We start from the raw sequence: 17,853 nt of genomic DNA on the forward strand, positions 1-17,853 counted from the left end.
CGACCTTGAAGCGAGATGGGCTTAACTGACCGCCATGACCACATTGACCGCACTCGAAGACGTGGTGGACCGGCACGGACGCGACGCGCTGTCCGACCCGATCGTCCTCACCGGCGCGCTGCGTAGTCTTCCCGACCCGCCTCCCGAAGCCGAGATCAACGCGCTCGCCGCGGCGGCGGGGGCGGGCGCGGCCCAGCGGATGCGCGCCGTACTCGAAGACGGGGGCACGCCCGCCGAAGCCCATCGGGCGGCGACAGAAGCTTGCGGCGGTGACGCGGGTGCGGACTGGGCGTGCGGGCACCTCGGCGCGGCACTCGGCTTTCTCCCGAGGGATACTGCGGCAGACGAACCGACCACCGCGTTGACCACGGTGCTGACCGGCGAAGAGCCGAAGCGCGGCAACCGGATCGCCGTGATCGCCGGGGCGGTGGTCCTGGTGGCGGCCGTCGCCGCGACCGGTGTGACCCTCGCGCTCGGCCGCGTCGAACAGCCGGAGGCCGCGCCGCCGGTCGCGCCGTCGTCCTCCGTGCCCACTTCGGCGCCGTTGGGTTCGGCGCCCCAGGGCGGCTCCTCCTCGGCGCCGGTCCCGGAGGAAGCGGCCGCGGTCTTCAAGGATCCGGATCTGCTCGCCGCGGCGAAGCCGTACCTCGATCACCCCGACGTCCGCTGCGAGGCGGCGAAATCCATCGTGAGTGTCCGGGAGACCGTCAACTGCGAGCTGGGTTCCGGCATCATCGCCAGCTTCCGCGTGCTGTTCTTCCCCAAGCAGCTCACCGCGCTGCGCACGGTGCTGCAGACCGACAACGACGGCGCGCGGCCCGGTTCGATCCGGACGCTGCGCTGGGAGTACGTGCCGGGGCGGCCGGGTATCCGCGCGGGCATCCCGGTCGGCACCCCGCGCACCGGCGACGGCACCCGGATCCGTTTCCTGGAGCCGGAAAACGGCTACGCCCGGCTCTACTTCGACGAGGACGCCACCGGGGTCGCCGTCTACATGCAGGCGAGCACCGACGATCAGCAGGTGCTCCGCAAGTTCTGGGCGGACCCGGACGCGTGATGGACGACCAGGATCCCCGCCTCGCCGAAGTCGTACGCCGCTTCGGCCGCCACGCGCTGACCGATCCGGTGGCGCTCCGGTCCGCGCTGGAGCAGTCCGGAAACGCGTTCAGCGCGGCCGAAATCGACTCGCTCGTGGCCGCGCTGCGCGATTCGGGAACGCTGGAAGCCGCCCTGCCGCGCGATCCCGAACCGACCGGCCCCCCGCTGAACCCCACTCGCGTGGAGAACCGGCTCACCTGGGACGGCCGCCCGGGCCGCACGACACGGCTGCTTCCCTCCCGCGCACGCAAGAAGTGGTTCCTCGGCGGGGCGGTGCTGCTGGTGGCCGCGATCGCAACCGGGGTGGTGGTCTTCGTGCAGGGAAAGGAAAAACCTGCCGCACCACCACCGGACCGCTACGCACTCGACCAGGTCGCCGGCCGCTACCGGGCACTCGGCGCCCGCTTGCTCGACGGCGCGGTCCGCTGCGCTCAGCAGCCCGCGAAACCCGGTGAGATGGAACGGGTCGGCTGCGACGCCGGGCTGTACGCCCTCACGCTGGTCACCTACGACGTGCCGGGCAGGCTCACCGAGTCCAGGGCGCTCGCGAGCGCCGCCGGAGCGGTGCGTTCGGCGGGCAACCTCGGTCAGGGCGCGGCGTTCGCGATGCGGGAACTCCCGTCCGGGGAATCGACGGTCTACTGGGACGTCGACAGTCCCCGTCCGGTCAGCGCGACGCTGACGGCGCGGAAGACCGGGCTCCCCGCACTGGTGGAGTTCTACGACGCGCGTCAATTCGGGGTGATCAAGCGTCCCGAGGTGCCGGGGGCCGCGTTCTCCTCCGGCGCGCTGTGGGATTTCGCGCAGGCACACGTGCTCAACGAGCAGTCCGCGAAGTGCCAAGCGGTCCCCGCCACGACCGGCACGGCCGAGACGGTCAAATGCCCCCTGGCCGACGGCGCGATGCTGGTGTTCAGTTCGGCGTCCGACCACGACGCGCTGATCAAGCTGCGCTCGGAGAACTCGGCGAACGGCGGTGTGGTGCCGGGAAGTGTCGAGGTGCGGACCTGGAACCGCCTCGGCGGCCCGGTCGTCGGCCAGTTCATCCGGTTCGTCACGGCGGACGACCGCAGCCCGGCCATCTATTTCGACGACGACGCGAAACTGATCTACGGCTGGTTCTTCGGCGCACCGGGTTCGTCGCCGGAGGCGCTGATGGAACGCTGGCAGCGTGGCTCGCGGTGACTCGGAGCCTGTTGGCGGAGCTGCGACGCGATCGCGGACGCGGGTTCACCAACAGAAACTCAGCCGAACCGGATCGCCGCGAAGAAGTCCTCGACCGCGCGCAGGTCGGCGGGATAGGGCGTGCCGACCCGGCCGTCGAGCACCGACACGGTGGCGTGCTCGTCGTCGGTCCAGGCGTAGCGCGTGGTCGTGCCGAGCACCGTGCACACCAGCGTCCCCTTGTGCCCGTCGCGCGACCAGGACTGTTTGGCGGGCAGGTCACCGGGGCATTTGCCGGCGGTGAGACCGGCGAGGTCCGTTCCGGCACCGGTGCGCAGGTAAGCGGTGGCCGCGTCGGCGTCGTCGAGGGCGGCGATCCGGAGTTCGCCGGTCTCACCGCCGGTCTGGCAGACGACCTGCGCGCGGACGCCCTCGTCGGCCGCCGTCACCGGCGAGCAGGTGAGCCCGGCCGGCGTGCTGCGGCCGATCCGGTCGGCGGCGGGCACCCCCGGCGACACCAGGAAGACCGCCGCGAGCACGATCGCGATCACGAGTGCGGCACCGGCCACCAGGCCCGCCACCAAACCGGTCCGGCGGCGGCGAGGCCGCTCGACGACGACACCGGCGGGTGGCGCGTCGGCACGGATCGCGCGGATGCGGTCACGTACTTCACGCACCGTCGGCCGGTCACGGGAATCCTTGGCCAGCAACGACTTCAGCAGACCGTTGACCGCCGCGGTGCGCGGATCGCCGACCACGAGCTGGGGGATCGGGGCCCTGTCGTGCGCCACGATCACCTCGGGCTGGCTGCCGTTGTAAGGCAGCTCGCCGGTCAGGGTCACCCACAGCAGACAACCCACCGCGTAGACGTCCGAAGCGGCGGTGGCGGGTTCACCGCGAAGACGTTCGGGCGCCATGTAGCCGACGGTGCCGATCACGCCGCTGGTCTCCGCGCCGCGGTCGATCTCCGCCGACCGCGCGATGCCGAAGTCGCACAGGTAGGCGAAATCCTCGTCGTGGTGCGCGGCACGGGGCCGCAGCAGGACGTTGGCGGCCTTGACGTCCCGGTGCACGACGCCGATGGCGTGCGCGTCGCCGAGTGCGGAGACCACCTGGTCCACCACCGCCAGCGCCCGGTCCGGGTCCATCGGCCCGGCTTCGAGCACCTTGGCCAGATCGGGCCCGTCGACCAGCTGCATCGCCAGGTACAGGCAGCCGTCCACCTCGCCGTGGTCGTGAACCGCGACGACATGCGGCGAATCGAGCCTGGCCAGCGCCGCCGCCTCGCGGCCGAAACGCTCGCGGTACACCGGGTCTTCGGCGTAGTGGGGCGGCAGGACCTTCAGCGCCACCGGCCGCCGCATGCGGTGCTGCCACGCGCGATAGACCACGCCCATCCCACCGCGGCCGAGGACCCCGTCGATCCGGAATCCCCCGAAGTCTTCACCGACGCGCGGCGTCATGCGGTTCCCCCAGTCACGCGGGCCACTCTAACCCGCGCGATCACCCGCTAGTTGCCGATCGGTTCGTGATTGAGTGGACGACACGCGTGATCAGGCGGACACACGCGTGTCGTCCACCCAATCACGCGTGTTCGCCCGCCAGTCACGCGTGTCGTCCATCCAGACACGCGAGAGCGCCCCGGGGCAGAACCAGGTAGGCGAACCCCGGCCCTACCCCGTTACGGGGTTCAGTTGAGTTTGCGCATGTCGGCGGGCAGGCCGCCGCCCGCGTAGACGTCCTCGGTGAGCTTCGCCAGCGCGGTGAGCGCGACGTTCTGGCTGAACGGCCCGTAGGACACCCGGGAGACGCCGAGTTTCTGCGCGGTGGCCAGCGGGATCGAGCCCGGGACGCCGATCAGGTTCACCTTGCGCTCGCCCAGCGCCTCGACCAGCTTGGCGACCTGGGCCTCGTCGAGTTTGCCGGGCACGAAGACGTTCGACGCGCCGGCGTCGAGGTACGCGCGGCCCCGGGTGATCGCCTCGGCCAGCACCTCTTCCGGGTCACGGTCGCCCGCCCGGAGGAAGGCGTCGGTGCGGGCGTTGAGCACGAAGTCGATACCGGCGGACTGCGCGGCGGCGACCGCGGCCTCGACGGCCTTGACGGACTCGTCCAGCGGTTTCATCTGGTCTTCGAGGTTGCAGCCGACGGCGCCGGCCTCGATCGCACGGGCGACCGTGCCGCCCGGGTCGCCGTAGCCTGCTTCCAGGTCGGCGGTGACCGGCAGATCGCCCGCCGACCGGACGATCAGGGCGACCTCGGCGATCATCTCGTCGCGGGGGATCACCTCGCCGTCGGGGTAGCCGCGGGCGGCGGCGATGCCGTGGCTGGGGGTGGCGAGCGCCTGTGTGCCGGGCGTTTCGGCGACGACCTTCGCGGTGATCGCGTCCCAGACGTTGACGACGAGCAGCAGTTCGGGGGCGGCGTGCAATTCCTGCAACCGGGTGGCCTTCTCGGCGGGGGAAACCATGCGTTCAATCTAGAGGCCGACGCAAGGAGGGGAGCACTCACGACGCCGCGGTGAGCGCGCCGAGCCCGCTCGCCTGGGTCCGCCAGTCGGTCTGGTCCGGTGTCCCGCCCGCCCAGCGCTGGCCGATCCGGTTCAGCGGGTCGCGAGTGGACGTCCAGAGCGAGTCGGCCTGCCGCCGGGCGTAGTCGCGGTATACCGGGGAACTCGTCGCGGCGGCCAGGTCGGCGAGGAACCGCATGAAAATGCCCTTGAACTGCTTTTGGTTGTCGTCACAGGAGTTCTGGCCGACGTCGCAGGATTCGGTGAGGACGCCGTTCCTCGTCAGCACCGGGCCGGTCACCGCCGCGTCGGCCAGCCGCCGGGCAGCGTCGAGCCAGCGGGTTTCGCCGGTTGCGCGCCAGACCTCGACCAGGCCACCGATGCCCAACCCCTGGTTGTATGTCCAGACGGTCTGGCCGTTGTTGTGGCAGTCGCGGGTCAGCCCGTCGTTGACCAGTCCGGCCGCGTTGATCATCCCGCTCGCGAGATACCAGTCCGCGGCCGTCCGGGATCGTTGCAGCCAAACGGAATCACCCGGCGTGCGGCGGTGGACGGAAGCCGCGAGCCGCAGGTACAGACCACTGGTGACGGCGTTCTTGTAGGTGCGTTCCCGATCCCACCAGACACCGCCACCGCAGGTCCCCGGATCCCAGTACCGGTGCACGTACCCTGCGATCGTGGTCGCCATCGCGAGATAGCGTGGCTCGCCGGTGTGGTCGTAAGCGGCTACCCACGCCAGACCCCACCAGGCGCTGTCGTCGATGGCCCGGCTGGCGAAATCCCCTTCGATGGCGTCGGAACTGCGCTCCCCGGCGGCGAAAGTGCCGCGGTTCTGCTCGAAGGTCCGCGCGATGACCCAGTCGTAGCGGCGATCCCCGGTGGTCCTGGCGTGGTCGATCACCGCCGTCAGTGTCGCGGCCGAGTTCCACCAACTGCTCGGCCACCAGCCCGGATACGGATCGTAGGAGTACAGGAGCGCGTCGGCCGCGGCCTGCGCGCGGGCGGGCGCCGGACGGGCCCACGCCGTACAGGATCCTTCCTGGTGCCCGGCTTCACGCCCGCAAGCACGGACGGCACCACCGTAGTGGCGGCCACGGGGATCGCGCGTCGCGAACAACGCGGTCCGGCCGGCGGTCGCGTCCGCGGCGACCGGCGTCCGGCCGAGCGACGAACCGTCCGCCCAGCCCGCACCCGCGTCCCACGAGCGGTCCAGCCAGATCTCGTCACCCCGCGCGCCGGATTCGATGGTGCCCCAAGCCATCGCGTTCCGGTCGACGTGCAGGCGGATCGTGCGCCCGGACAACGTCGTCGGCGCGACCGGCTGCATGTCGCCGTCGGCCCGCGTCGAGCCGTCACAGACGACGTCGCAGACCTTCGGGTAAATCCACTCCGTACAGGTGACTCCGGCGGCGTCCCCGCACGCGCGGATCAGGCCGCGCCGGTGCCTGCCGGGATCGGTCACGTTGTACATCAAGGTTCTGGTGCCGGTCCAGGCGCCGGGGATGCTCGCCTTGCCCAGCAGACCTTCCCACGTCGCGCCGCCGTCCCAGGACCGATCGAGCCAGACCGAATCCCCGGCCACGCCGCGATCGATGCTGCCCCAGGCCATCCCGTCCGCATCGGACACGTGCAGCCGGAGCAGGCGGCCGTTGAGCAGCCGGTCGGGAACCGGGAACGTGTCCTGCCGCGCCCGTGAAGGGTCGAGCGTGTCGCACGACAGCACACAGACCACCGCCGCGGCGGTCACCGGTTTCTCCGCCGGTACGGGAATCGCCGTCAGAATCAGGCAAAGCACGAGATGGAGCAGCGATGACATCGTTGTCCGCCCTCGGGATCGGCCATGCACCGGATCTTGGGACGAATTCCATGATCCGGGCTTCGTCACCGGCCGGTCAACGGGAACCACCGGTCAGATCTCAGGACAGGATTCCTGTTACGCCTCGGACCAAAGCCGCGACTGGTAGGGATATCGCGTTTCGAGGGAGGTCCCGTGGAGCTGACGATCAACGCCGCCGGCGACGAACAAGCGCTGAAAGAGTTCTACAACTGGCTCCGTGACGATGCCGACGTGGCGCGGTCCGCGACGATCAGCACCGCGGAATCCGGCGACACGGGCGCTTTCGAGGTCATCCGCGTGTCGACCGGCTCCCTGACCGGGCTGGCGAACCTGGGGATCGCTTGGGGTAACTTTCTCCGCTCCCGCACGGAAACGCCCCCGTTCACCATCACGGTCGACGGCGAGCCGACCGCCGAACAGCGCGCCATGCTCCGGAACCTGGACCTGCCGCGGGTCGTGAGTGATCTGGGTCGTCATAATAGTGCGAGATAGGTCGATGTGTCGCAGCGATCGGTGCCTCCGTCCGGTCGCCGTGTTCGTGGCCAGGTCGAAGGCGTGACTCGCGTGATCAGGCACCGAACTCACGTGATTGAAGGCGGAACTCGGTCGTGCGGCGCCTTCCGACCCGTCGGGCGACCGTGCCGTACCTGCACGGCGGCGGATTCACCTTCTGCGGGGCGGGCACCCATCGCCGCATGACCAAACTCGCCGTGGCCGACGGACTGACGCGGCCCGCGGCCTATGTCGGCTATTCGGCACACGTCGACTTGGACGCCGACCGGCGTGCTCACGGATTCATCGGTCAGGACGCCCTGATGCCCGTGTCCGCTTACCGGCGGGTCAAAGAGAAATGGGTACGCGGGCCGGTGGCCACACGCGGTACGCGTTCCCCGTGCTCGACGGAATACGCCCCGAGAGCCTTCCGCGCCTCGCTCGCATCCCCCGGAAACCGGCGTGCGGCATCCGATCGTTGATCGCGATAGGGTCGTGCCGCCCGGGTACAGGGCATGGGTTGCCGGTGGGCGGGGAGGGCTGCATGGTCGTGCCGCAGGAGGTTCCTCTGGGGCCGCGTGACTTCGTGAACCGGGAGGCCGACCTCGGCCGCGTGGACCGGCTTTGGGCTTCCCGCTCGGCCGGAGCGACCCGGCTCGGGGTTTGCACGGGTTTGCCGGGAGTGGGGAAGACCGCGTTCATCCGCCGCTGTGTCCAGCGGTTTCGTGACACCGCGGTGTTCTCGGGCGGCGATCTTCATGTCGAGTTCGCCTCGGTCGACGGGATCGCGCCCTCGGTCGCGGATGCCCTGGGTTCATGCTTGCTCGCCTTGGGTGTCGCGAAAGATGTGATGCCGTCGACCCTGGCAGAGCGAGCCAATCGTCTCCGGACCATCACCGCGGAGAAGGCGGTGCTGATCGTGCTTGAGGACGTCTCGGACGCGGCCCAGGTGCTGCCCTTCGTGCCCAACGGGTCCGGCAGTGCCGTTCTGGTCACGAGCAGCGCTCAGTTGAGCGACTTGCTGGCCGACGGTGCCGAGGCGATCCGGCTCGAGCCACTCGACGATGCCAGCGGAGCGCACCTGGTGACCACCTTGGTCGGTGCGAGGGCGGAGGCCGAGCCGGAGGCGGTCGGCCGGCTGGTTCGCCTCTGCTCGGGCCTGCCAGTGGCGTTGAAGGTGGCTGCCTCGCGCCTGTTGGCCCGCCGCGGCATGAGCGTGGGCGAACTTGCTTCGCAGATCGAAAGCGGCCGCTCAGGATTCGCGGTCGGAGGCGAAGACAAGGTCTCGGCGGTTTTCGCGGTGGCGTACGAGGCCTTGGCGTCGGAGCCCGCGCGGATCTACCGGTTGCTCGGCTTGTACACGGGCCGTGATCTGACACAGGACACCCTGGCGAGACTCGCCGACGTCGGACAGGACGCGTCGAGTTCCGCAGTGGAGACCTTGATCGAGTCCGGGCTGCTGAACGAGGATTCGGACGGTCGGCTTTCGTTGCACGCGATGGTTCGGCGGCACGCCCGGCAACTGGCCTTCAGCCAGGACGGGGCGGACGAATGCGAGGCCGCGGTGCGACGAGTGGTCACCCATCTGGTGACCACCGCGGCTTTCGCGGATCTTGCCGTGCTGGGAACCGGGCGATATCGGGTCGACCCGGACACCTTGACCCATGGATGGAAGTCCCCGTTCGCGGGTGCCAGCGCGAAACGGGAAGCGCTGGCATGGCTCGATCGTGAGCGGGGGAATCTGCTCGCGGTGCAGCGCGCCGCCGCGGACCTCGATATGCACGACGAGTCATGGCGCCTGGCCGAAGCACTGACCGCCCTGTACGTGACTCGCCGCTACCTGGTGGATTGGACGGAGTCGAGTGCACTCGGAGCGAATTCGGCACGGCTGATCGGAAACCGGAGGGCCGAGGCCCGGCTGCGCAGCTTCGTGTCGCGCGCGTGGTCGGATCTGGGCAACCTGGATCGCGCCGGCGAAGAGCTGGTCGATCGCGCGCTTCCACTGGCCGAGCAGGCGGATGACACGCGGTTGCTGGCCTCGGTCTGGGAGATGCTGGGCAGGTATCGCGACCACGTCGACCCCGGTGACGCGGCAGAGGCCTATCAGCGCGCGATCGCCCTGTTCGCGCAGGAGAACGACACGCGCGGGATCGCTTTCACGTCACTCTTCCTCGGAAGCTCTCACTATCGCTCCGGGCGGCTCCAAGAGGCCGAGGACATCCTGCGCAACGCTTTGGCGCAGATCCGCGAAGTCGGCGACGCGCGGATGCACGGACGGTGTCTCACCGAGCTCGGGAACGTTCTGCGGGCTCGCGGGGCGACTGGGCAAGCACGGCAGACGCTGGACGAGGCCGTGGAAATTCTGCGCGACGACGACCAGCCGTATTACGAAGCCGAGGCGCGGGAGGATCTCCTCACCCTCGTCGAGGACGAGACCGGTTTACAGGCCTTGATGGAGATTCATGAGCGCTTGGGCAGTGGACGGGCAGGCGAATTCAGAGATCGGCTACGCCGGCTTCGGGATTCCGCACCGTCAGCGTGATCCGCGCGGAAACCCTGCCCGCCCGCACGAGAATCCGGCGATCGTCGAGAGCACCTGACAGCAAGCAGCAGTAGATGGCCGAGGCCGCCAAGGACAGCTGGTGGCCACTGGCCATCACGGCTTCGACGAACCCGCCGCCGCGAACCGCGGCGAGTCCCCCATTCTCTGTGGCGGCGATCGCGACCCTGGCGCCGGGATAGGCCATCAGCGTCGAAGCCGCCCAGTGCCGGGCTTCCGGCATGGAGAGCGGCCCGTCCCTGAAGACGACTGCGGCTCTTTCGAGGATCTTCAGGTCGCGTTCGGTCTCGTCGGCGACCACGTGGGTCTCCTCGCCAGGACACTCCGGCAGAACCGCGGCGGGAAACCTGGTCAGCCTCAGCTCGGCGTTCGTGATCGGGACCGTGTGCACCACATAGGAGGTGATGCGGCGAAGTTCGGGTTCCGGTAAGGGAAACCTTTGTGCAGTCAGCGAGTCCGATGGCGTCTCGAGGTCGAGTTTCCGGTAGATCAGGTTCCGCAGATTGGTGTCCGCTTCGGAAGTGTGAGCGAACACGCGATCGGTGATGGACCGGAACCGGCCGGAACGGTGGGCGTCCCGGCACCGGTCGAGCTGGTCCCGTAGCGATGCGTTCCGGTCGAGTTCCACCGTCTCGCGCAGTAGCCGATCAGGAGGAGTGCCCGCGACGATCTCCGCCGAAGCCCCGGCATGCAGGAGCGGTTTGTCGAGGGCGGCGGCGAACAAACCCAGCGATCCATGGTCGATGATCACCTGATCCGCGGCCACGAGCGCGGCTTGCCATCCCGAATCCGGCGGGAGCAGCACGAGACCCGCTTCCAGCGCGGAAGAAAACCACCATTCGATCTGCGCTCGCCCGTAGAAGGACCAGACGTTCGGATGAACGACGACACAGACCTGGTAGCGATCGACGGGGAGCTCCGCCAACAGCTGTGACGGCAGGGCGTGCCACCTGCCCAGCAAGGAATCCGGCCGCCAGGTCGAAGCCAGCACCACCAGCGTCCGCCCGGTGGCTCCGAACGCCTCCCGGTAGCGGTCTCGCAGCCCCTGGCTTGACAGTAATCGTGCCAGAGTCGGATCGCCGACCACCTCAGTGTGGTGTTCGCTCGCGGGGGAGACCGCCTTCAGCTGATGACGCTGCTCCGGGTGAGAGAGCACTACCGTGGCATCGCCTGCCTGCAGGACCGACTCCGGCGGAAGCCCGGCGAGCCGCATTCCGTCACCATTGCTGTCGGGTACGAATTTGTTGAAGCCCAACCCATGGGGAAGTACGACGGTGTGTTTCGAGACATCGTGGAAATCGATGTTCTCGCTCGCGGACAGCACCAGGTCGTAGGTGACCTCCTTCTCGCGGACAGCCTCCCACGGAACCAGCCGGGCACCTGCTCGGCGAAGGACATCTTCGACGCCGTCGCTGAACGCCGACGTGTCGTTGACCGTGAACAGCAACCTTACGCGGAAGTCGTCGCGGAACAGTGCCCATGCCTCGAGCAGCCGGTACGCCGAGGTCAGTGTCCGGGCGACGACGAGGACTGTGCGGTCACAGGAGAACGTGCCCCACGGCTCCCGGCTCCCGGCTCCCGGCTCCCGGCTCCCGGCTCCCGGCTCCCGGTGTATCGTCTGATTGTAGCATCTTGATCACTCAACGTGTTCGATAGTTGAGCAATCCTCCGTTCTGATCGCAGTCCGTCGTCGGAAGCATATCCACTGCCGGGCAGGTCGTGGTCCTGCGCTGGAGTGACTAGGACGTCGTGAGTGGTAATGGTCGTTCTAACGCTCTTTTTCACTCGCGACCCCGGCGCGGGAATGCGCAAAGTGCTCAAATCGGGTGCCGAAGACCGATCTTCAGTCCCTTGTGGACAGTTGTCACCGCGTCGGGGCCTGACACGTTTGCCTTGGCTCTCAATAGCCCTCTTTGCCACGCACGACCCCGGGCACGATGACGGAGACGGCACGGGGGAGCAGGCTGACGTCGACAGGCAAGGGGCCGACGTAGTCGCCGTCGGCGTAGGCGTTGATGCCGTCCATCTCGATCCGCAGCCGTTCGGTCCGGACGGTACGGACCTCGGGCCGGGTCACGTGTGTGCCGCGATAGATGCTCGGGAACTGCGCGAGTACCTTTCGCCGGGTCGAGGCGCCGCCGATCGTCACGTCCAGCAGGCCGTCGGACGGGTCGGCGGCCGGGCAGATCCGCATGCCGCCGCCGTAGGACTTCGTGTTGCCCACGGCTACGAGGAGCGCGTCCTGTTCGATGAGCGTGCCGTCCGCGAGCGTGATCTTGACCGGCCGGGCTCGTAGCTGAGCGAATTCGACCAGCATCGCGACGTTGTAGCGCGCTCGGCCATGCGGCCAGCTCATCCGGTTGGTGCGGTCGGTCACCAGCGAGTCGAAACCGGACGCCAGTACGGAGCCGAAGAGGGTGCGCTTGCCGTCGGCTGTCTCTGCGACGCCGACGTCGATTTCGGTCAGGTGGCCGTCGGCGACGACGTCGGCAGCGGCCTCGGCGCGCCCCCGCGGCCAGCCGTACTCGCGGGCTTGGTCGTTGCCTGTGCCCGCGGGGATGACGCCCAACGGCGTAGAGGTGCCCACGACCGACTGCAGCGCGAGGTGGATCATGCCGTCGCCGCCGACGACGACGAGGGCGTCGACACCGGTGGTGATCGCGTGGCGCGCCAACTCGCGCGCGTTCTCGGCGCTAGTGCCTGCCAGGGCCAGTACGTCGATGCCGCGTGCGGTGAGGCGTGCCTTCGCCAGCTCGGCTGCCGCCAGAGCTTTGCCGTGCCCGGCCACCGGGTTGGTGAGCAACGCGACGGTGCGGATCGGGCTCACGGGATCAGCTTGCCGGGGTTGAGGATTCCCACCGGGTCGAGCGTGGCCTTGACAGCGCGCAGGATCTCGACGCCGACGTCGCCGATCTCGTCGGTCATCCAGTCGCTGTGATCGGCGCCGACGGCGTGGTGGTGCGTGATCGTCCCGCCGTAAGTCATCAGTACGTCGTTGACGGCGGCCTTGATGTCACGCCATTGCGCGATCGCGTCGCCGCGCTGGGCGCCGATGACGGTGAAGTACAGGGAGGCGCCGGTGTCGTAGACATGCGAGATGTGGCACAGCACCAGGCAGAGCGAGTCGTACTCGCCGAACTTCGCCTGGATGGTTTCGGTGACGGCCTGCTTGAGCGCGGCCAGATTCGACCACGACGTCGCTGTTTCGAGGGTTTCGACGAGAGCGCCGTTCGCGAGGAGCGGGTCTCGGAGATAGGGGCCGTCGAAGCGGTGAGCCTCCCACCGCTGTGCCTTGTCCGCGCCGAGCGAAGTGCCACCATGCCGTTCGAGGACCCGCCTGGTCGCGTCGTGCCTCGCGGCGACAAGCTCAGGCTCGCCTTCGAAGACGGTCACGCCGAGGCAGCCACCCTGTTGCGGCTCGCCCGCGTCGTCCTTGCCGGGGGCGGCGACGGTCGCGAGGTTGAGCGCCGTCTCGACCTCGTCGCTCAACCGGAGCACGGTCGGCCCGGTATCGAGCTGTTCGACCACCCGCAGTGCCGCGGCGCCGGTCGCGAAATCCGGGAATGTCCAAGCCTCGTAAGCCTTCGCCTTCGGCACGGGGTGCACCCGGACGCGGACCGCCGTGATCACGCCGAAGACGCCTTCCGAGCCGAGGAACAGCTGGCGCAGATCCGGGCCCGCCGCGTTCTTCGGTCCCGGCCGCCCGAGTTCGAGTACTCCGCGCGTTGTCACCACTCGCAGACCGCGCACCATTTCGTCGAAGCGGCCGAAGCCTGCCGAGTCCTGCCCGGACGATCGCGTCGCGGCGAAGCCGCCGATCGTCGCGTACCGGAAGCTCTGCGGGTAGTGGCCGAGCTCGAACCCTTGCGCCGCAAGCAGTCCTTCGGCGGCAGGGCCGGTGAGGCCGGCGCCGAGGACGGCGGTCTGATCGACCTCGTCGAGTTCGTGAAGTGCGTCGAAGCGTCGCAGGTCGAGTGAGACCACCGCGGTGAACGTGCCGCGGAGAGGATCGAGGCCGCCCACCACGCTGGTTCCGCCGCCGAACGGGACGACCGCGATCCCGCGTTCGGCGCATACTGCCAGCAGCTCCGCCACCTCGGCGTCGGAGCCGGGAAGGACGACGGCATCCGGCGCGTCCTGCTCGGCGTTGTCCTTGCGCCGCAGCAGATCCAGTGTGGACTTGCCGCCTGCGCGCGGCAGCCGGTCGGCATCGGCGGTGCTGACCTTGTCGCTGCCCACAACCGCTTCGAGCGCGGCGAGGCCGGCCGCGTCGAGAGCGGACGGCCGAAGCCGTACCGCCTCCCGTGAGACGGCGCGCACGTCGTCGGCGCTCACCTTGAGCAAGTCCCGGACCATCGCCAGCTGTGTTCCGGACAGTTCGGTGACTTGCCCAGGGTCTCCCCAGCCGTCCCAGCGCATCGGTGGGGTCGGCAGCTGCGGTCGCGAGGTCGTCATGTGCTACAGTTTTACATATTATGTCAAGTCGTAACGATGCAAAGACGGATGAGCTGGACGTCGAGGACCGCATTCTCGACGCCGCCGCGCGCTGTCTGTCGGTCTCGACGCGGCGCCCCGGCATCGCCGAGCTGGCCCGTCAGGCAGGGATCAGCAGGCCGACGGTCTACCGGCGCTTCGCCGATGGCGACGCCGTGTTCCGCGCGCTGTGGGAACGGGAGATCCGCCGTCTGCTCGAGGCAACGCCTCAGCGGAGCGCCGGCCGCGAGTCCTTGGTGCGACAGGTCGTCGAGCTGGCCGACAAGATCAGTACGCATCCCACCCTGGCGCCGACTTTCACCTCCGAGCCGACACTCGTCGCGCGATACATTCTCGAGCGGCTCGGCGCGGGACAGCGTGTTCTGCTCGAAGCGCTCGTCGGTGCGATCGAGTCCGCGCAGTCCGGTGGCACCATCCGCGACGGCGACCCCCGTGAGCTCGCCGCGATGGTCCTGCTCATCACGCAGTCCGCGATCCAGTCGCGCCGCATGATCGCCGAGCATCTCTCCGACGACGCCTGGTATCGCGAACTCGCCCACGCGCTGAACGGATACCTGCGCCCATGACCGCTCTCAACCGCACGCGGCGCACCCGTGACCTCGACGCACTGGCGGCGGACCCGGCGGTCGATCTGCTCGTGATCGGGGGAGGCGTCACGGGCACGGGGGCGGCTCTCGACGCCGCCGCTCGTGGCCTGCGGGTAGTGCTGGTCGAGTCCCGTGACTGGGCATTCGGCACCAGTCGCTGGAGCTCCAAACTCGTCCACGGCGGACTGCGGTATCTGGCGTCCGGACGGGTCGGTGTGGCGAACGAGAGCGCCGTCGAGCGTGGTGTGCTGATGACGACGACCGCCCCGCACCTCGTCCGGCCATTGCCCACCGTCGTCCCCTTGCTGCCTTCGACCGGCAGGCGCCAGGCGGCCGTGATCCGCGCCGGCTTCGTCGCGGGTGACGCGCTGCGCGTCGCGGCACGCACGCCGGGTTCGGTACTGCCGCTGTCCGGGCGCGTGGGCGCGGCCGAAGTGCGACGGCTCGTGCCCGGCGTCTCGGCCGACGGCCTGCGTGGCGGGTTCGTCGCCTACGACGGGCAACTGATCGACGACGCACGTCTGGTCGTCGCGCTCGCGCGGACCGCGGCGGAACAAGGAGCCACCGTGCTCACCAGGATGCGTGCGGAGGCAGTCACCGGAACCTCCGCGCGACTGGTCGACACCCTCTCCGGGGAGTCGATGACCATTTCGGCGCGTGCCGTCATCTCGGCCGCCGGTGTCTGGGCCGGCGACGTCGACCCATCGGTCCGGCTGCGGCCGTCGCGCGGCACGCACCTCGTTCTCGGCTCGGCCTCCCTCGGCGATCCGATCGCCTCGCTCACGGTGCCGGTGCCCGGTTCGTTCAGCCGTTTCGTCTTCGCGATGCCGGAGCAGCTCGGCCGGGTATACGTCGGGCTCACCGACGAGGACGCGCCAGGCCCGATCCCGGACGTGCCGGTGGCGGCGGAGGCCGAGATCACGTTCCTGCTCGACACCGTCAACCAGGCGCTCGGGCGATCGCTGACGAGGGGCGACGTATTGGGGACGTACTCCGGATTGCGTCCGCTCATCGACACCGGTGGCGGAGCGACGTCGGACGTCTCCCGGCGGCACGCCGTCATGGTCGGGCCGGACGGCGTCATCAGCGTCATCGGCGGCAAATTGACGACCTATCGGCGGATGGCCGAGGACGTCGTCGACAAGGCCGTCCTGGTCGCGGGCCTGACGGCGCGGCCGTGCGGCACCCGCGGGATCCCGCTCGTCGGCGCTCCCGCCCGCCCGGACAGCCTGCCTGCCGACGGGTTGCCCGCATCGCTCGTCGCGCGGCACGGTGGATCGGCCCGTGCGGTGGTCGACGCCGCCACCGTGCGCGCGCCGCTCGAACCGATCGCCGACGGTATCGACGTCACCCGCGCCGAGATCGAATACGCGATCACCCATGAAGGCGCGCTCGACCTGTCCGACGTGCTCGACCGGCGCACCCGCATCGGCCTCGTCCAGGCCGATGCGGACTCGGCGCGCGCGGCGGTCGACGGGATCTTCGCGTCCGCGTCGCTACCGTGACGGGGTCCTCGTAGTGCTCTTTTCGGGGCCGACGTTCGGGGTGGGAGGTGTTGTCCTACGGTGCCGATCCACGACCGGGTCCGGAGCCGGAATATCGGCTCGGACTCGGCGCCGAGTCCGGCCGGGGTCAGTTTTGACGAGTGGGTCGGACAGTGATGTCGCCGATCTCGACGTCGTCGGGTTGCTCGATGGCGAAGGCCACGGCACGCGCCACAGCGCCGGGCTCGATGGCGAGCGTCCGCATTCGGCTCTGCATCTGTTGCCGGACCTCGGGGTCGTCGAGGTAATCGACGAGCTCAGTGCTCACGAAGCCGGGCGAGATCGAGGTCGTGCGTAGAACGCCGTCGGTGGACTCCTGACGCAGCGCCTCCAGCAGCGTGCGGACCGCGTTCTTCGAGGCGGCGTAGACCGCCTGGGCCGGGACGATTTTCAGGCCCGAGGTCGACACGATGGTCACGAAATGTCCGCGCCCCTGCTCGCGGAACACCGGCAGCGCGGCCGCGATCCCATGCAGCACGCCACGCACGTTGACGTCGATCATCGCGTCCCAGTCGTCGACGTCGAGCTCGGCCACCGGAGCGATCCTGGCGATCCCGGCGTTGCCCACGAGGACGTCGAGGTGGTCGAACCGATCGACCGCCGCGGCGACCAACCGCTCGAGGTCCGCGCGCCGGGTGACATCCGTGGGCACCACCTCCGCGCGGCCGCCCGAGGCGCGGATCCGTTCGGCCAGCGCGGTGAGCCGGTCGGTGCGCCGGGCTCCGAGCACCACCGCCGCGCCCCGTGCGGCGAGTTCCAGCGCGGTCGCCTCGCCTATGCCGCTGCTCGATCCGGTGATGGCGACGACTTTGCCGCTGACTCCATTCATTGACGTTCTCCCGCTCTAAGCTGACAACTGTCCGGTTATGCTCCAAGGCTAGCCGGACAGTTGTCCACTTGCTCGTCGCGTCAGGAAAAAGAGGTGAGGGTGTGCCCGCTCGTACACGTCGCTCGGACGCGGTCGCCAACCGCGAGCGCATCGTCGTCGCGGCGCGGGCGGCGCTGAGCGACTCCCCCGAAGTGGCCTTGGAACTCAAACTGCACCTGATCGCCAAGGCCGCGGGCGTCGGGCAGGGCACGCTCTACCGACACTTTCCGACCCGCGAGCACCTCTTGGCCGAGGTGTACCGGCACGAGATGGGCGAGCTGGTCGACGCAGTTCCGGCACTGCTCGCCGAACACCCGCCACTGGACGCCCTGACCCGGTGGCTGGACCGGCTGGTCGGATACGCACGGGTCAAACGCGGGGTCATGGCCGCGATCGAGGCATCGACCTGGCAGGACCTCTACGCAGACCACCACGGCCGACTCGGCGAGGCCCTCACGACACTGCTCGACCGGGGCGCCGCCGCGGGCGAGATGCGCGACGACATCGACGCCACCGACGTCATCCTGCTGCTCGGCGCGTTGTCGCGGGTCCCCGAGAAGGACTGGGACACCCGAGCCCGGAAACTGGTCGCCGTCATCCTCGACGGTCTGCGCCGCCGCTGAGAGCCGCAAAAGGATCACGCCAGGTGGTGGGACGGGCACACGTGTCCGTGCACTTCTCGTACGGCCCCATGACCTTC

General features: G+C 69.3%; 14 protein-coding genes. 7 read left to right on the plus strand and 7 right to left on the minus strand.

What is annotated here, in order from left to right; all coding sequences use genetic code 11:
* Positions 1-34 precede the first annotated feature (34 nt).
* Entirely contained in the window at positions 35-1,057 is a 1,023-nt protein-coding gene (locus tag DL990_RS21590; RefSeq protein WP_125799732.1) for a hypothetical protein, read from the plus strand.
* Positions 1,057-2,283, plus strand: coding sequence for a hypothetical protein (locus tag DL990_RS21595; RefSeq protein WP_125789558.1), 1,227 nt, complete (start codon positions 1,057-1,059; stop codon positions 2,281-2,283). Before DL990_RS21590 ends, DL990_RS21595 begins: the two co-directional genes overlap by 1 nt.
* Before the next feature lie 59 nt (positions 2,284-2,342).
* Here the strand turns inward: DL990_RS21595 and DL990_RS21600 are convergent, their stop codons facing one another.
* The 3 genes from DL990_RS21600 to DL990_RS21610 form a co-directional block, all read right to left on the minus strand.
* Entirely contained in the window at positions 2,343-3,725 is a 1,383-nt protein-coding gene (locus DL990_RS21600; RefSeq protein ID WP_125799733.1) for a serine/threonine-protein kinase, read from the minus strand.
* A gap of 227 nt (positions 3,726-3,952) precedes the next feature.
* Positions 3,953-4,732: an isocitrate lyase/phosphoenolpyruvate mutase family protein gene (locus DL990_RS21605; RefSeq protein WP_125799734.1), complete on the minus strand. Its 780-nt coding sequence runs from the start codon at positions 4,730-4,732 to the stop codon at positions 3,953-3,955.
* A gap of 37 nt (positions 4,733-4,769) precedes the next feature.
* On the minus strand, positions 4,770-6,587 hold the full coding sequence (locus DL990_RS21610) for a glycoside hydrolase family 76 protein (RefSeq protein WP_125799735.1): 1,818 nt from the start codon (positions 6,585-6,587) through the stop codon (positions 4,770-4,772).
* Between the two features lie 174 nt (positions 6,588-6,761).
* Between DL990_RS21610 and DL990_RS21615 the strand changes: the two genes are divergently transcribed.
* Positions 6,762-7,100, plus strand: a complete 339-nt coding sequence (locus tag DL990_RS21615) for a hypothetical protein (protein ID WP_125799736.1) — start codon at positions 6,762-6,764, stop codon at positions 7,098-7,100.
* A gap of 544 nt (positions 7,101-7,644) precedes the next feature.
* On the plus strand, positions 7,645-9,642 hold the full coding sequence (locus DL990_RS21620; protein ID WP_158632645.1) for a tetratricopeptide repeat protein: 1,998 nt from the start codon (positions 7,645-7,647) through the stop codon (positions 9,640-9,642).
* Here DL990_RS21620 and DL990_RS21625 read toward each other — a convergent pair.
* The 3 genes from DL990_RS21625 to DL990_RS21635 form a co-directional block, all read right to left on the minus strand.
* Positions 9,596-11,107, minus strand: coding sequence for a hypothetical protein (locus DL990_RS21625; protein ID WP_125799738.1), 1,512 nt, complete (start codon positions 11,105-11,107; stop codon positions 9,596-9,598). The genes DL990_RS21620 and DL990_RS21625 overlap by 47 nt on opposite strands.
* A 453-nt stretch (positions 11,108-11,560) precedes the next feature.
* Complete coding sequence (locus DL990_RS21630) at positions 11,561-12,487, minus strand: diacylglycerol kinase (protein WP_125789551.1); 927 nt, start codon at positions 12,485-12,487, stop codon at positions 11,561-11,563.
* On the minus strand, positions 12,484-14,115 hold the full coding sequence (locus DL990_RS21635) for an FAD-binding oxidoreductase (protein ID WP_233620535.1): 1,632 nt from the start codon (positions 14,113-14,115) through the stop codon (positions 12,484-12,486). Before DL990_RS21635 ends, DL990_RS21630 begins: the two co-directional genes overlap by 4 nt.
* Positions 14,116-14,135: 20 nt before the next feature.
* Here DL990_RS21635 and DL990_RS21640 point away from each other — a divergent pair, with 20 nt between their 5' ends.
* Both DL990_RS21640 and DL990_RS21645 read left to right on the plus strand, forming a co-directional pair.
* Positions 14,136-14,720, plus strand: coding sequence for a TetR/AcrR family transcriptional regulator (locus tag DL990_RS21640; RefSeq protein WP_125799739.1), 585 nt, complete (start codon positions 14,136-14,138; stop codon positions 14,718-14,720).
* Complete coding sequence (locus tag DL990_RS21645) at positions 14,717-16,246, plus strand: glycerol-3-phosphate dehydrogenase/oxidase (RefSeq protein ID WP_125789549.1); 1,530 nt, start codon at positions 14,717-14,719, stop codon at positions 16,244-16,246. The genes DL990_RS21640 and DL990_RS21645 overlap by 4 nt, the downstream gene beginning before the upstream one ends.
* A gap of 127 nt (positions 16,247-16,373) precedes the next feature.
* On the opposite strand, the gene DL990_RS21650 is transcribed toward DL990_RS21645, so the two are convergent.
* Positions 16,374-17,114, minus strand: a complete 741-nt coding sequence (locus DL990_RS21650; protein WP_125789548.1) for an SDR family oxidoreductase — start codon at positions 17,112-17,114, stop codon at positions 16,374-16,376.
* A 101-nt stretch (positions 17,115-17,215) separates the two neighbouring features.
* On the opposite strand from DL990_RS21650, the gene DL990_RS21655 reads away from it, so the two are divergent.
* Entirely contained in the window at positions 17,216-17,776 is a 561-nt protein-coding gene (locus DL990_RS21655) for a TetR/AcrR family transcriptional regulator (protein WP_125789547.1), read from the plus strand.
* The last annotated feature ends 77 nt before the right edge of the window (positions 17,777-17,853 follow it).

The sequence above is a fragment of the Amycolatopsis sp. WAC 01416 genome, assembly GCF_003947485.1.
GTDB lineage: Bacteria > Actinomycetota > Actinomycetes > Mycobacteriales > Pseudonocardiaceae > Amycolatopsis.